We start from the raw sequence: 15,323 nt of genomic DNA on the forward strand, positions 1-15,323 counted from the left end.
GCCTTGGTGCGTTTGCTTCTGAGATCGGCTGTTCTTGCTCCGAAAAGTAGCAAAAACAGGGTGTTTTGTACTTTTCACATCAAGGTGCAACTTATTCTCACGAAACTGGTTGCACCTTATTTGGTTTGTTGAATAGCATTCGCGGCCAAGGTGCAACCACTCCGGTGAGTCGGTTCATCGGCTGACGGCTTTCCTGGGGAAACGTCAGTCATAAATGCGCGGCACGCAGCTACGTCTATCCTACTTGCAGTGGGTGGCCGTCTGACAGACCGTCGCTACATAAAAACAAAGCCAGGACGTCACTCCTATGAGCGTTAGTAATCCAACCCTGATCACGTTCGTGATCTATATCGCAGCAATGGTGCTGATCGGCTTCATGGCCTATCGCTCCACCAACAACCTTTCCGATTACATCCTGGGCGGTCGCAGCCTCGGTAGCGTGGTGACTGCCTTGTCGGCCGGCGCTTCCGATATGAGTGGCTGGTTGTTGATGGGCCTGCCGGGCGCGATCTACATGTCCGGCCTGTCGGAAAGCTGGATCGCTATCGGCCTGATCGTCGGTGCCTACCTCAACTGGCTGTTCGTCGCCGGTCGCCTGCGGGTCCAGACCGAGCACAGCGGTGACGCCCTGACCCTGCCGGATTACTTCTCCAGCCGTTTCGAAGATAAAAGCGGCCTGCTGCGGATCATCTCCGCCGTGGTGATCCTGGTGTTCTTCACCATTTACTGCGCCTCCGGCATCGTGGCCGGTGCCCGCCTGTTCGAAAGCACCTTCGGCATGTCCTACGAGACCGCGCTGTGGGCCGGTGCTGCAGCGACCATTGCCTACACCTTCGTCGGTGGTTTCCTGGCAGTGAGCTGGACCGATACCATACAAGCCACGCTGATGATCTTCGCGCTTATTCTTACGCCGATCATCGTGCTGCTCGCCACCGGGGGCGTTGACACCACCTTCCTGGCGATCGAAGCCAAGAACCCCGACAACTTCAATATGCTGAAAAACACCTCCTTCATCGGCATCATCTCGCTGATGGGCTGGGGCCTGGGTTACTTCGGCCAGCCGCACATCCTCGCGCGTTTCATGGCGGCGGATTCGGTGAAGTCAATTGCCAAGGCACGTCGTATCTCCATGACCTGGATGATCCTGTGCCTGGCCGGCACCGTGGCGGTGGGTTTCTTCGGTATCGCTTACTTCTCGGCGCATCCGGAAGTGGCAGGCCCTGTGACCGAGAACCACGAGCGTGTGTTCATTGAGCTGGCCAAGCTGATGTTCAACCCATGGATTGCCGGTGTACTGCTGTCGGCCATCCTGGCTGCCGTGATGAGCACCTTGAGCTGCCAATTGCTGGTGTGTTCCAGCGCCCTGACCGAAGACTTCTACAAAACCTTCTTGCGCAAAAACGCCTCCCAGGTTGAGCTGGTATGGGTCGGTCGCCTGATGGTGCTGCTGGTTGCCCTGATCGCCATCGGCATGGCTGCCAACCCTGAAAACCGTGTATTGGGCTTGGTGAGCTATGCCTGGGCTGGCTTCGGCGCTGCGTTCGGTCCTGTGGTGCTGATCTCGGTAATCTGGAAAGGCATGACCCGCGACGGCGCACTGGCCGGTATCCTGGTCGGCGCGATCACCGTGATCGTGTGGAAACACTTCGAATTGCTGGGGTTGTACGAAATCATCCCTGGCTTCATCTTCGCCAGCCTCGCGATCTACTTCGTGAGCAAGATGGGCGCACCGACTGCGGGTATGGTTGAGCGCTTTGATGCGGCGGAAAAAGACTACAACCTCAATAAGTAATTCGACGGGCGCTAAGCGCCCTACGAATTGAAAAAAGGCCCGCGTCCTACAGATGGCGGGCCTTTTTTTGTGTGCGCTTTACGTCGGACTTAAGAAAGTTCTGGCGCGTGCGTGTAGGGTTTTACTGATTTGTTTGGGGTGTGCTCAGCAAGGTGAAGCGGTGGTGCAGAATCTGCCACCTATCCCTCGCAGAGAAACACCGGATGTTCGCTCCTGCCAATCAAAGTGCCTTCACGCTGACCCTCGATGGGGAGCCCAGTGAACTCAAGGTGTTCGAGTTCATGGGTGTTGAGTCCATCAGCCAACCCTACCGTTTTGAACTCGAACTGGTCGCCGAGCAGCCCGATCTCGACCTGGAAAGTCTGCTGCATCACCCGGTGTATCTCGGATTTGATGATCGTGGCCATGGCGTTCATGGTCTGGTTCACCGAGTGGCGCAAGGTGATTCAGGGCGCCGACTGACGCGTTATCAAATGACGCTTGTACCGCAGCTCGCCTATCTGGCGCACAGCAGTCACCAGCGTATTTTCCAGCACAAGACAGTACCGCAGATTGTTGCGCAGGTGCTGGAGGGGCAGGGGATCCAGAGCGACCGCTTCGAGTTCCGGCTCAGCGGCACCTACCCCGAGCGCGAGTATTGCGTGCAGTTTGGCGAAACTGATCTGGCCTTCATTCAGCGGCTTTGTGCCGAGTTGGGTATTCACTATCACTTCCAGCATTCGGCCGAGGCGCATGTGCTGGTATTTGGCGATGACCAGACGGTTTTTGTCCAGGCGGATCAGCCTACTCCTTACACTCCCGGTTCCGGGATGGTCGCGGACACCCCGGCGATCAAGCGGTTTACGGTGCAGGTGCAGACCCGCGCCACGGCAATCAACCTGCGCGACTATGACTTTCGCAAACCCAGCCTGGCACTGGAAAGCGCGGTGTCTGGCGAGCAGTTACCCAAGCTCGAAGCGCAGGATTACCCCGGCCACTTCAGCGACCGTGCCCATGGCAAATACCTCGCACAGCGTGGCCTGGAGCGTCATCGCAGCGACTATCGTGTCGCCTGTGGCAGTGGTGATGAACCCGCTCTGGTCAGCGGACGGTTCCTCAGGCTCGCCGGTCACCCGCGCGAAGACTGGAACGCCTTGTGGCTGGTGACGAAAGTAACCCATGAGGGCAAGCAGCCCCAGGTACTGGAAGAGCTTGTAACCGAGGTGTCGGGCGGGGATTTTCGCCAGGGCTATCGCAACGAATTCGCCGCCGCCCCGTGGGATGTGATTTTCCGGCCGCCAATGCCAGAGCAGCCTCGCCCGAGCATTGCTGGCTATCAAAACGCAACGGTGACCGGCCCCGTCGACAGTGAAATTCATTGTGATGAATACGGCCGGGTCAAGGTGCAGTTGGCGTGGGATCGTGCCGCAGAGCATAACGACCATTCCAGTTGCTGGCTGCGGGTTGCCAGCGCCTGGGCGCATGATCGTTATGGCTCGGTCGTGATCCCGCGAGTCGGCATGGAAGTGCTGGTGGGCTTCGTCAATGGCGACCTGGACATGCCACTGGTGGTGGGCTGCCTGGCAAACGCCGCAACACAGCTGCCCCTCGACCTGCCGGCGGACAAGACCCGCAGCATTTTCCGCAGCCAGAGCAGCCCAGGTGGGGGGGGCTACAACGAGCTACGCATTGAAGATCGCAAGGGGGCCGAGGAAATCTACCTGCGTGCCCAGCGTGATTGGACGCAGCATGTGCTGCATGACCATCGGGTGAAGGTGGGCGGTGAGTCGCACCATGAACAGCAAGGCGAAGAGCAGCGCATAACCCATGGCAACCGCGTGACCGACCTCAAGCAGGACGACCATCTGGTGGTTGGCGGCTCGCAGCAGGTGCGCGCCGGGCAGACCATCCAGATGGGGGCAGGGCAAAGCGTTGTCATTGATGCGGGCGTGACCGTCACGATTCAGGCGGGTGGGCAGTCGATCACCCTGTCTGCGGGCGGAATTTTCAGCAGCGTACCGATTCAGCTCGGCGGCTCCGCCGTTCCGACATCCGCGCCGTTGATTCCTGGCGTGAAAGAGAAGTTGCTGGCCGTGATTCCTGCACCGCTGAGTCGTGTGCAAATCGCCAGTCTGAAGCGCAGCGCGCCGTTTTGCGAAGAGTGTGAGCGTTGTAAAAACGGCCAGTGTGATCTCACCTGACCTCCACTTTAAAAGGAATTTACGTCGATGCATCAACCCTTGCTTGCTGGTGAACAGCTCTTCGCGGTACTGGGCGCTGCCAGCGACGCCAAGCCCTTGGAGGCTTGGAAAGCGCTTGCCGTCGGCGCCCCACTGCAACCCATTTGGGCTGGCACCGCCTACGCGAAATGGGAAGAGGTAATGCCCTACGTGGGTATCGTCGAACCGGGCAGCCCTTTCCTCGATTGGGCCGCCTCCACTGACGCAACGGATTGGGGGTGGCTGGCCATATCGTTGAGCTCGTTGGAAAGGGTAGTGGCACATCTTCAAGGCTTGACCAAGGTGTACCTGCCCGATGGCCAGGAGGTGTTTTTGCGTTTATGGGATGGCGATCAGATGCTACCCATCCTCCAGCAAGTGGGTGGCGAGGTGTTGCCGGTATTCCAGCATTACCTGATCAATGGCCAGTCGCTGACCGTTGGGACTGGCCCGGTCACGGCGGCTAAAGCCAGCCCGTGGTGGCGGGTGCCTTCACCGTTATTGGAACACCTGGCCGGGCAATCGCCGCAGACTCTTATCGGCAACTTGCTGCAGTGGCTGGAAGAGCAGCGCCCCGACCTCTACACCGCGTTCACGCCGACGACCTTGCAGCACAAGGTCGTCTACTTCTCGCGCGGTCTGGATGTCAGCCATCAGGCGCTGGCCGACTATCTGGCCTCAGAGCTGAGTTGAACCCAGTGCCTGCTGCAGATCTTCGATCAGGTCTTCAATCGCCTCGATACCGACTGACAGGCGAATCATCTCCGGCTTCACGCCGGCCTTGGCTTGTTCCTGCTCGTTCATCTGCCGATGGGTGGTAGAGGCGGGGTGACAGGCCAGGGATTTGGCATCGCCGATATTTACCAAACGCTTGAAGATTTGCAGCGCGTCGTAGAAGCGCACACCGGCCTCGTAACCACCCTTCAGGCCAAACGACAGGATCGCCGACGGTTTACCCTGCATATATTTCTGCGCCAATACGTGATGGGGATGGTCTGGCAGGCCGGCGTAGCTGACCCACTCGACATCCGCGTGGTCTTGCAGAAATTGCGCAACTTTCAGGGCGTTTTCGGTATGGCGTTCCATGCGCAAGGCCAGGGTTTCCAGGCCTTGCAGCAGGAGAAAGGCGTTCATGGGGGCCAGCGCCGCGCCGGTGTTACGCAGCGGTACGGTGCGGGCGCGGGCGATGAAGGCGGCAGGGCCGAATTTTTCCGTGTAGACCACGCCGTGATACGCGGGCTCCGGGGTGTTGAGGCCGGGGAATTTCTCTGGGTAGTCGGTCCAGGGGAAGGAGCCACTGTCGACGATCACACCGCCCAGGGAATTGCCGTGGCCACCGATGTACTTGGTCACCGAGTGCACCACGATATCGGCACCGAACTGGATCGGTTTGCACAGGATCGGCGTGGCCACGGTGTTATCCACCATCAGCGGCACGCCTCGGGCGTGGGCCACCTTGGCCAAGGCTTCCAGGTCGATGATATTGCCGGCTGGGTTGCCGATGCTTTCGCAGTACACCAGCTTGGTGTTGTCATCGATCAGTTCGGCGATGGCGTCGGCGGAGTCGTTGCGGGCGAAACGCACGTCGACGCCAAAGCTTGGCAGCAAGTGTGCGAACAGGGTGTAAGTGCCGCCGTAGAGTTGCGGGGTGGTGACGATATTGTCGCCGGCCCGGGTGAGGGTCTGGATCGCGTAGTGGATTGCGGCGCTGCCGGCCGACACGGCCAGGGCGGCGATACCGCCTTCAAGGGCGGCGATACGCTGCTCCAGCACGTCATTGGTGGGGTTCATGATTCGCGTGTAGATATTGCCAGGCACGTCCAGGTTGAACAGATCGGCGCCGTGCTGGGCGTTATCGAATTCGAACGCGACGTTCTGGTAGATCGGTACGGCGACGGCCTTGGTGGTTGGGTCGGACTTGAAGCCGTGGTGCAATGCGATGGTGGCGTCTTTCATGAAAATTATTGACCTCCCTGGACTCTGTGGGCGCCCCCTGCAAGGTGGGGGCTGGCTTGCCTGCGATAGCATCATCGCGGTACTTGGTAATACCGCAGCGCCGGCATCGCGGGCAAGCCCGCCCCCACATAACCCGCTAGATCATTTTCGGCATAACGTCTGTGCTTTTGACATAAGCACCGCCCGGCACACCGCCCTGCACCTTTGCGCCCGTAAAAGGTAAACTTCGCCCCCTGCGCAGGAGCAACCATGAATTATCGTCACGCCTTTCACGCCGGCAACCACGCCGATGTCTTCAAACACCTGACCTTGACCCGCCTCATCGCCCTGATGTCGCGCAAGGAGCAGCCGTTCGCCTACCTCGACACTCACGCCGGCATCGGTCTGTACGACCTGCAGGGCGACCAGGCCAACCGCACCGGTGAATACCTGGAAGGCATCGCGCGCCTGTGGGGCGAAAGTGACCTGCCGCCGCTGACCGCCGATTACATGCGTGTGTTGCATGAGATGAACCCGGATGGCGAGTTGCGCTACTACCCGGGCTCACCGGAGCTGGCGCGGCGCCTCACGCGTCCACAGGACCGCGTACTGCTCAATGAAAAGCATCCGGAAGACGGTCTGCTGCTCAAGGACAACATGAAAGGTGATCGCCGGGTCAAGGTGCACTTGGGCGAAGGCTGGCATGTGCCACGTGCCTTGCTGCCGGTGCCGGAAAAGCGTGCGCTGATGCTGATTGATCCGCCGTTCGAGAAGCTCGACGAGATGCAACGTTGCGCGGCGTCCCTCAAGGAAGCCGTGAGCCGCATGCGTCAGACCGTCGCGGCCATCTGGTACCCGGTGAAGGACCAGCGCCTGTTGCGCCGTTTCTACCAGGACCTGGCCGGCACCGGTGCGCCGAAGTTGTTGCGTGTGGAGTTGCTGGTGCATCCGCTGGACACGCCCAACACCCTGACCGGCTCGGGCCTGGCAATCGCCAACCCGCCGTGGGGCCTGGAGGAGGAATTGCGTGAGCTGCTGCCGTGGTTGTCGAAGAAGCTTGGGCAGACCCAGGGCGGGTGGCAGATGGATTGGCTTATTGCTGAATGAACGCTGCAAGTTTCAAGCTGTAAGTGGTGGTTGCTGCTTTTACTTGCAGCTTACAGCTTGAAACTTGCAGCTCCGATCTTCAGATCGGACAGCTCACGCCTGTACCGCCAATCCCGCAGTAGCCCTGCGGGTTCTTCGCCAGGTACTGCTGGTGATACGTCTCGGCGAAGTACACCGTCGGCGCTTCTTCGATTTCCGTCGTGATCTCACCCAGGCCGGCCTTGGTCAATTCAGCCTGATAGGCATCAGCACTGGCTTGCGCCGCCGCCAACTGCTCCGGCGTGGTCGCATAGATCACCGAGCGGTACTGGCTGCCAATATCATTCCCCTGACGCATGCCCTGGGTTGGGTTGTGCAGTTCCCAGAACATCTTCAGCAGGTCTTCATATTTCACTTTGGCTTGGTCATATACCACCAGCACTACTTCGCTGTGGCCGGTCAGGCCTGAGCATACTTCTTCATAGGTCGGGTTCGGCGTGTAGCCGCCGGCGTAACCCACCACGGTGCTGACCACGCCATCGCGCTCCCAGAACTTGCGCTCGGCGCCCCAGAAACAACCCAGGCCGAAGATCGCAAAACCGACGTCATCGAGGAACGGGCCCAGCAGCGGGTTGCCGTTGACGAAATGAGTCTCTGGCAGCGTCATTGGGGTTTCACGACCAGGCAAAGCTTGTTCTTGAGTAGGCAGCACGTTTTTGTTCACCAGAATTTCCGAGCGCAAGACCATGATCAGTCCTCTCAGTCAGGTTGAATTGGATAAGAAGTCAGACCGCCAGTGTGCCCGAGTGTTACAGCGCTGTCAGGCGATTGGCCCGCGCGGATAGCGTTTGAGCTTCTCGAGCAGCTCTGCGCCGGGGATCGGCCGGTCAAACAGGTAGCCCTGGCCGACATCGCAACGGTGCCGGCGCAGGAACGCCAGTTGCTTGGCCGTCTCAATGCCCTCGGCCACGACCTTGAGCTTGAGGTTGTGGGCCATGGCGATCACCGCCGAGGTGATTTCCATGTCGTCCTGGTTATCCGGGATTTCGTGGATAAAGCTGCGATCAATCTTGATGATGTCGATGGGGAATTTTTTCAAGTAGCTCAGCGACGAGTAACCGGTGCCGAAGTCATCCATGGCCAGTGTCAGGCCAAAGCTTTTCAGCTGATCGAGTTGCAAGCGCGTGTCTTCGGTGGCTTCCAATAGCAAACCTTCGGTCAGCTCCAGCTCCAGAAGGTTGGCCGGTAGTTGTTCTTCCTTGAGGATCGTGGCAATCGACGCGACCAGGTCCGGGTCAGAGAACTGCTTGGGCGACAGGTTGATCGCCACCTGCAGATTGCCCATGCCGGCGGCACTCAGTTGCTTGCTCATGCGGCAGGCCTGGCGCGCAATCCATTTGCCGATGGGAATGATCAGCCCGGTTTCTTCAGCGACGCTGATGAACTGGTCGGGACGGATCATGCCCTTTTCCGGGTGGTTCCAGCGCAGCAGCGCCTCCATGCCCAATAGGCGACCGCTACGCAGGCACAGCTTGGGTTGGTAGAACACATCCAACTCGTTCTGGGTAAGGGCGCGGCGCAGGTTGTTTTCCACGAACAGTTTGTAGCTGGCTTCGGCATTCAGGGCTTCGGTAAACACTTGCACCTGGTGTTTGCCGTTGGCCTTGGCTTTGTGCAGGGCCAGGCCGGCGTTGCGCATCAGGGTTTGCGGATCGCGGCCATGCAGCGGCGCGCAGGCGAGGCCCACGGAGCCGGTGACGCTGATCAACTGATTATCGACGAACATCGGTTTGTCGAGGGTCGCGAGCAGTTGGCTGGCGACCTGCTGGCCGGTCTCCAAATCGATGTCGTCGAGCAGCACTGCAAACTCGTTACTGGCAAAGCGCGCCAGGCTGCCGCTGGCGCTCAGGCTGTTGCGCAGGCGGCGCGCCAGGCTGATCAACAGTTTGTCACCGGTCTGGTGGCCAAGGCTGTCGTTGATTCGCTTGAAGTTATCGATGTCCACCAGCAACAGGCTGATCGGGCTGTCGCTGTCACGTGCAAAGCGTTCATCCAGGTTGCGGATAAACGAGGGGCGGTTGCCCAGGTTGGTCAAGTTGTCGGTGTAGGCCAAGCGCTCGATGCGCTGCTGGGCCAGCTTGGTCTGGGTGATGTCTTCGTAGATGCCGATGTAGTGCGTCAGCTCACGGTTATCGCCATAGACCTTGGAAATTGACAGTTGGCCCCAGTAGGGTTCGAGGTTTTTACGCCGGCTTTTGAATTCGCCCTGCCAGCTGTTGCTCTTGGCCAGGCTCGACGGTGCGTCGAACAGTAATTCGCTGAAGTTTTCCAGCGCCGGCAATTCGGCCAGGCGGTGGCCGTGGACTTCTTCGGCGCTGTACTGGGTGATCGCGGTAAAGCTCGGGTTGACGTACTCCACCACGCCGTCGCAGTTGACCAGCAAAAACGCGTTGGCGCTTTGTTCCACTGCACGCTGGAACAAGTGCAGGGCACTGGTGGCAGTGCGGCGGTTGTGGTTGTTGATGACTTGCGCGAACTGATCGGCCAGTTCGCCGGCAAAGGCAATTTCATCGGCCTGCCAGGCGCGCGTGCAGCTGCTTTGTTCCAGGCACAAAACGCCGACGACCTGGCCATCGACGCGGATGCTCGCGTCGAGCATGGCGTTAATGTCTTTGTTCTCGGCCATTTCCCAGGTACGCGGGTCGCGCAAGGCGTTGGTGGCGTCAATGGCGCGGCTGGTGTGCAGGGCTTCGAGGTAATCCGGGAAGCAGCTTGCGTCAATGGAGCCGGGCAGGTGGTGCTGCTGGTGGTCGCGGTGGTAGGCCGAGATGGGCACCAGGCGTTGGCCTTCGAGGTTCCAGATGCTTGCGCAGTCGATCTGGTAGATATCGCAGGCGCTGCGGGTGATCAGCTCAGCGGCTTCTTGCAACGAATTATTGGTGGTGTAGCGTTGGCGGGCCAGCAGCAGGATCAACTCCTGCTGGGCACGCACCCGCTCCAGGTGTTGCAACTGTTCCTGTTGGGCGCGCTGGTTGAGCTCCAGGGCGATCTGCAGGCGGCTGTTCTGGTTTTCCAGGTCTGCCGTGGGCACGGCAGCGGGGAGTTCACTGAACAGGCCGTCGACCACCATCAGGTAGCCGCGCAGCAGGTGGCGATTGTGTTGTTTAAAGGCTTCGCCCATTTCCAGCAGGCTCAGCGGGCCATCATTGGTATGCAGGGTATAGCGCACCAAGTAGTGAGGGCTCAGGGCCAGTTGCTGCTGGATGGTGTCGTGCAGTTCATAGCGCGCCTGGGGTTCCATCAGGCTGGCGTAGGGCGTGCCGAGCTGGTCACACAGCTCAACGGCCGACACACCGAATTGGCGCTCGCAATTGGGGTCGAGGTAAAGGAGGGCCCAGCTTGCCTCATTCAGCCGCTCGAAACGCAGCATACCGAGGCGCGAAGGCACCGGTAACTGCGTCACTACCTCGGCCGCCATTCGGGCGACATCGGGTTGGCTTTTCATGGGGCAGACTCATTTGAAATAACGCGCACGGCGCCGGGCTTACGCCCTCTTTTCTGTTGCCTGCGGCAAGGTTGCATCATGCGGCGCGGGCTGACAAGAGAGGATGAAGGCTAAGTGCTATAAGGGTGTTATCGGCCGCGGGAGGGGTTTCTTCAATCGGAATGATGGAAGGTGTACAAACCTGTCTTCTTTATCCAGCTTCCTGCCGGGGAACAGGCAAAAAAAGCCCCGCCAAGTGGCGGGGTTGAGGGACGAGCGTGGCGCTCGGAAATCGGTGCAGCCAGGCCCCCTCGGTGAGGAGGAGGCCCGTTGAGGCTTACAGCAGGATGGTGCGGATGTCGTTCAGCAGTTGGCTCAAGCGCTGCGTGAAGCGAGCAGCAGCGGCGCCGTTGATCACGCGGTGATCGTAGGACAGCGACAGCGGCAGCATCAGCTTAGGCTGGAACGCTTTACCGTCCCACACAGGCTGGATAGTGGCCTTGGACACACCCAGGATCGCCACTTCCGGCGCGTTGACGATTGGCGTGAAGCCAGTGCCGCCAATATGACCGAGGCTGGAGATGGTGAAGCATGCGCCTTGCATGTCGTCTGCGGTGAGCTTCTTGTCGCGGGCCTTGGCAGCCAGCGCAGCGGCTTCGGCAGCGAGTTGCAGCAGGCTCTTCTGATCGACGTTCTTGATGACCGGTACCAGCAGACCTTCCGGTGTGTCGACGGCAAAGCCGATGTGTACGTATTTCTTGCGAATGATTGCCTTGCCGCTTGGCGCCAGCGAACTGTTGAAGTCCGGCAGTTCCTTGAGCAGGTGCGCACACGCCTTGAGCAGCAGTGGTAGCACGGTCAGTTTCACGCCAGCCTTCTCGGCCACGGCTTTCTGCGCAACGCGGAAAGCTTCCAGGTCGGTGATGTCGGCCTGGTCGAACTGAGTCACGTGCGGGATGTTCAGCCAGCTCGCGTGCAGGCTCGACGCGCCGATTTGCATCAGGCGGGTCATCGGCACTTCTTCGGTTTCGCCGAAGCGGCTGAAGTCCACGGTGCGGATCGGCGGAATGCCCGAACCACCGGTAGCGCCACCGGCAGCCGGCGCTTCCTTGGCTTTTTGCATCATGGATTTGACGTAGACCTGCACGTCTTCCTTCAACACGCGGCCGTGAGGGCCGGTTGCCGATACGGCATTGAGCTCAACGCCGAATTCACGGGCCAATTGACGCACGGCTGGACCGGCGTGAACCTTGGCACCGCTTGGCGCAGGTGCGGCAGCCGCAGGGGCCGGTGCGGCCTCGGCTTTTGCAGCAGGTGCAGGTGCAGCGGCAGCCGGTGCAGCTTCAGCTTTGGCGGCTGGAGCAGCGGCCGGTGCTGGAGCGGCAGCAGGTGCAGCGCCTTGCACTTCCAGCGTGAGGATGAAGTCGCCAGTGCCGACTTCATCTTCCAACTTCACTGCAATGCTTTTCACCACGCCGGCAGCCGGCGAAGGGATTTCCATGGAGGCCTTGTCGGACTCCAGGGTGATCAGCGATTGGTCGGCTTCGACAGTGTCACCGACCTTGACCAGCAGCTCAATGATCTTGGCCTTGCCCGACGAGCCGATGTCCGGGACATGAATGTCCTGAACGCTGGCGGCGGCAGGGGCAGCCGCCGGGGCCGCAGGGGCCTCGGCAGCAGGTTTTTCAGCCGGTGCAGGTGCAGCAGCGGCAGCAGGAGCCGCCGGAGCAGGGGCCGCATCAGCGGCACCTTCGATTTCCAGTTCCAGCAGTTCGTCGCCTTCTTTCAGGCGGTCGCCCAGCTTCACTTTCAGGCTTTTGACCACGCCGGCCTTGGGAGCAGGGATTTCCATGCTCGCCTTGTCCGACTCCAGGGTCAGGATGCTCTGGTCGGCTTCGACGGTGTCGCCGACCTTCACAAACAGCTCGATTACTTCACCTTCACCGCTGCCGATGTCAGGTACGCGAATGAGTTCGCTCACAAAAAATCTCCTCAGCAGTCCAGTGGGTTGCGTTTTTCCGGGTTGATCCCGAACTTGACGATAGCGTCAGCCACCACCTTGGGTTCGATCTCACCACGGTCAGCCAAGGCTTCCAGGGCTGCCAACACCACGAAGTGACGGTCAACTTCGAAGAAGTGACGCAGCTTCTTGCGGCTGTCACTGCGGCCGAAACCGTCGGTGCCCAGGACTTTGAATTCCTTGGACGGGACCCACTGGCGAATCTGTTCAGCAAACAGCTTCATGTAGTCGGTAGAGGCGATCACCGGACCTTTGCGGCCGGCCAGGCACTCTTCGACGTAGCTCTTCGCAGGCTTCTGGCCTGGGTGCAGACGGTTGCTGCGCTCTACGGCCAGGCCGTCGCGACGCAGCTCGTTGAAGCTGGTAACGCTCCACACGTCAGCGCCGACGTTGAACTCTTCACGCAGGATCTTCGCCGCTTCGCGCACTTCACGCAGGATGGTGCCGGAGCCCATCAGCTGCACGTGGTGCGCCGCTTCCTTGGTGTCTTCTTCGAGCAGGTACATGCCCTTGATGATGCCTTCTTCAACACCGGCCGGCATGGCAGGTTGCTGGTAGGACTCGTTCATCACGGTGATGTAGTAGAAAACGTCCTGCTGCTCTTCAGTCATCTTCTTCATGCCGTCCTGGATGATCACCGCCAGCTCATAGCCGTAGGTTGGATCAAAGGTGCGGCAGTTCGGGATGGTGGCAGCCAGGATGTGGCTGTGACCGTCTTCGTGTTGCAGGCCTTCGCCGTTCAACGTAGTCCGGCCGGCGGTACCGCCGATCAGGAAGCCACGGGTACGGCTGTCGCCTGCTGCCCACGCCAGGTCGCCAATACGCTGGAAGCCGAACATCGAGTAGAAGATGTAGAACGGCAGCATCGGCTGGTTGTGGCTGGAGTACGAAGTACCGGCAGCGATGAAGGAGCTCATGGCGCCCGCTTCGTTGATGCCTTCTTCGAGGATCTGGCCCTTCTTGTCTTCCTTGTAGAACATCACCTGGTCTTTATCGACTGGCTCGTAGAGCTGGCCGACGGAGGAGTAGATGCCCAACTGACGGAACATGCCTTCCATACCGAAGGTACGGGCTTCGTCCGGGATGATCGGGACGATGCGCGAACCGATTTCCTTGTCCTTGACCAGCTGCGCGAGGATCCGCACGAAGGCCATGGTGGTGGAGATTTCACGGTCGCCCGAGCCGTCCAGGATCGCCTTGAGGGTATCCAGCGGTGGTGTCGGGATGTTGAAGCTCTTGGCGCGGCGCTGTGGCACGAAACCGCCCAGTGCAGTGCGACGCTCGCTCAGGTAGCGGGCTTCGGCGCTGTTTGGCTCAGGCTTGAAGAACGGCAGGTTTTCCAGCTCTTCGTCCTTGACCGGAATGTCGAAGCGGTCGCGGAACAACTTCAGGCTGTCGACATCGACTTTCTTGGTGTTGTGGGCAGTGTTCTTCGCTTCGCCGGCACCGGTGCCATAACCCTTGATGGTCTTGGCCAGGATGACGGTGGGTTGTTCTTTGTGGTTGACCGCTTCGTGGTACGCCGCGTAGACCTTGTACGGGTCGTGGCCGCCACGGTTGAGTTTCCAGATCTCGTCGTCGGACAGGTCTGCAACCATCGCCTTGAGTTCTGGCGTGTTGAAGAAGTGTTCACGCACGAATGCGCCGTCTTTGGCTTTGTAGTTCTGGTACTCGCCGTCGATGACTTCGTCCATGCGACGTTGCAGGATACCGTCGACGTCCTTGGCCAGCAGTGGGTCCCAGAAACGGCCCCAGATGACTTTGGTCACGTTCCACTGAGCACCGCGGAACACACCTTCGAGTTCCTGGATGATCTTGCCGTTACCGCGAACCGGGCCGTCGAGGCGCTGCAGGTTGCAGTTAATGACGAAGATCAGGTTGTCGAGCTTCTCGCGGCCAGCCAGGGAGATGGCGCCCAGGGATTCCGGCTCGTCACACTCGCCGTCGCCCAGGAAGCACCAGACCTTCTGTTTGCCTTCAGGGATGAAGCCACGGGCTTCCAGGTACTTCATGAAGCGTGCCTGGTAGATCGCTTGGATTGGACCCAGACCCATGGAAACGGTCGGGAACTGCCAGAAATCAGGCATCAGCCAAGGGTGCGGGTACGACGACAGGCCGCCACCGTCCACTTCCTGGCGGAAGTTGTTCATCTGGTCTTCGGTGATGCGGCCTTCCATGAACGCACGGGCGTAAACGCCTGGAGAGGTGTGGCCCTGGAAGTAGATCAGGTCGCCGCCGTGTTCCTCGGTCGGGGCCTGGAAGAAGTAGTTGAAGCCGATGTCATAAAGAGTTGCACTGGAAGCGAAGCTGGAGATGTGACCGCCCAGGTCAGAATCTTTCAAGTTCGTGCGCATTACCATCGCCATGGCGTTCCAGCGTACCAGCGAGCGAATGCGGCGTTCCATGAACAGGTCGCCAGGCATGCGTGCTTCGTGGGTAACGGGGATGGTGTTGCGATATGGCGTAGTGATGGCGTAAGGCAGTTGCGAGCCGCTGCGGGTCGCGAGTTCGCCCATACGGGTCATCAGGTAGTGAGCACGGTCTTCGCCTTCTTTGTCGAGAACCGATTCCAGGGCGTCCAGCCATTCCTGGGTTTCGACGGGATCGAGGTCTTGCATGGCTTGCTCCAGGGCGGAAAGGCTACCAGAATCGGTTGCCTGAAGTTTGCGACTGGCCTTGTGGGCAGACGACATAAATTCTTGGATGGCCGAAGGTTGCTTCGGCGTCCTGTAGTTTTACTACAAGTCGTCGGCCATTTCAGCCTTTCGAATGTATATACGAGTAGTAAAACTACACAAGACTGAGCGT

Annotated in this window: 9 protein-coding genes; 4 read left to right on the forward strand and 5 right to left on the reverse strand. The window is 59.8% G+C overall.

Annotated features, from left to right (window positions below; translation table 11 throughout):
* The first annotated feature begins 307 nt into the window (after positions 1 to 307).
* The 3 genes from putP to AACY30_RS13550 all read left to right on the forward strand — a co-directional run bounded on the left by putP (position 308) and on the right by AACY30_RS13550 (position 4,683).
* Entirely contained in the window at positions 308 to 1,792 is a 1,485-nt protein-coding gene (putP, locus tag AACY30_RS13540; RefSeq protein ID WP_339469251.1) for a sodium/proline symporter PutP, read from the forward strand.
* 203 nt (positions 1,793 to 1,995) lie between these two features.
* On the forward strand, positions 1,996 to 3,972 hold the full coding sequence (locus tag AACY30_RS13545) for a type VI secretion system Vgr family protein (protein WP_339540469.1): 1,977 nt from the start codon (positions 1,996 to 1,998) through the stop codon (positions 3,970 to 3,972).
* A 27-nt stretch (positions 3,973 to 3,999) separates the two neighbouring features.
* The gene (locus AACY30_RS13550) at positions 4,000 to 4,683 is read left to right on the forward strand and encodes a DUF4123 domain-containing protein (RefSeq protein ID WP_339540470.1); all 684 of its coding nucleotides are present in this window, start codon (positions 4,000 to 4,002) and stop codon (positions 4,681 to 4,683) included.
* Here the strand turns inward: AACY30_RS13550 and AACY30_RS13555 are convergent.
* Positions 4,669 to 5,946, reverse strand: a complete 1,278-nt coding sequence (locus AACY30_RS13555) for an O-acetylhomoserine aminocarboxypropyltransferase/cysteine synthase family protein (RefSeq protein WP_339540471.1) — start codon at positions 5,944 to 5,946, stop codon at positions 4,669 to 4,671. The two genes, AACY30_RS13550 and AACY30_RS13555, sit on opposite strands and share 15 nt — an antisense overlap.
* Before the next feature lie 249 nt (positions 5,947 to 6,195).
* Between AACY30_RS13555 and AACY30_RS13560 the strand changes: the two genes are divergently transcribed.
* Complete coding sequence (locus AACY30_RS13560) at positions 6,196 to 7,032, forward strand: 23S rRNA (adenine(2030)-N(6))-methyltransferase RlmJ (RefSeq protein WP_049710361.1); 837 nt, start codon at positions 6,196 to 6,198, stop codon at positions 7,030 to 7,032.
* A gap of 79 nt (positions 7,033 to 7,111) precedes the next feature.
* On the opposite strand, the gene msrA is transcribed toward AACY30_RS13560, so the two are convergent.
* From msrA to aceE, 4 genes are all read right to left on the reverse strand, one after another.
* A complete protein-coding gene (gene msrA, locus AACY30_RS13565; protein ID WP_065875274.1) occupies positions 7,112 to 7,759 on the reverse strand; it encodes a peptide-methionine (S)-S-oxide reductase MsrA in 648 nt (215 codons plus the stop codon).
* A gap of 72 nt (positions 7,760 to 7,831) precedes the next feature.
* Positions 7,832 to 10,516, reverse strand: coding sequence for a putative bifunctional diguanylate cyclase/phosphodiesterase (locus AACY30_RS13570; protein WP_339540472.1), 2,685 nt, complete (start codon positions 10,514 to 10,516; stop codon positions 7,832 to 7,834).
* Positions 10,517 to 10,832: 316 nt separating this feature from the next.
* A complete protein-coding gene (aceF, locus tag AACY30_RS13575; RefSeq protein WP_339540473.1) occupies positions 10,833 to 12,476 on the reverse strand; it encodes a dihydrolipoyllysine-residue acetyltransferase in 1,644 nt (547 codons plus the stop codon).
* Positions 12,477 to 12,487: 11 nt separating this feature from the next.
* Positions 12,488 to 15,133, reverse strand: a complete 2,646-nt coding sequence (gene aceE, locus AACY30_RS13580; RefSeq protein ID WP_339415598.1) for a pyruvate dehydrogenase (acetyl-transferring), homodimeric type — start codon at positions 15,131 to 15,133, stop codon at positions 12,488 to 12,490.
* Between the last annotated feature and the right edge of the window lie 190 nt (positions 15,134 to 15,323).

The organism is Pseudomonas sp. RA_5y_Pfl1_P24 (assembly GCF_963970945.1).
Taxonomy (GTDB): Bacteria; Pseudomonadota; Gammaproteobacteria; order Pseudomonadales; family Pseudomonadaceae; genus Aquipseudomonas; species Aquipseudomonas tritici.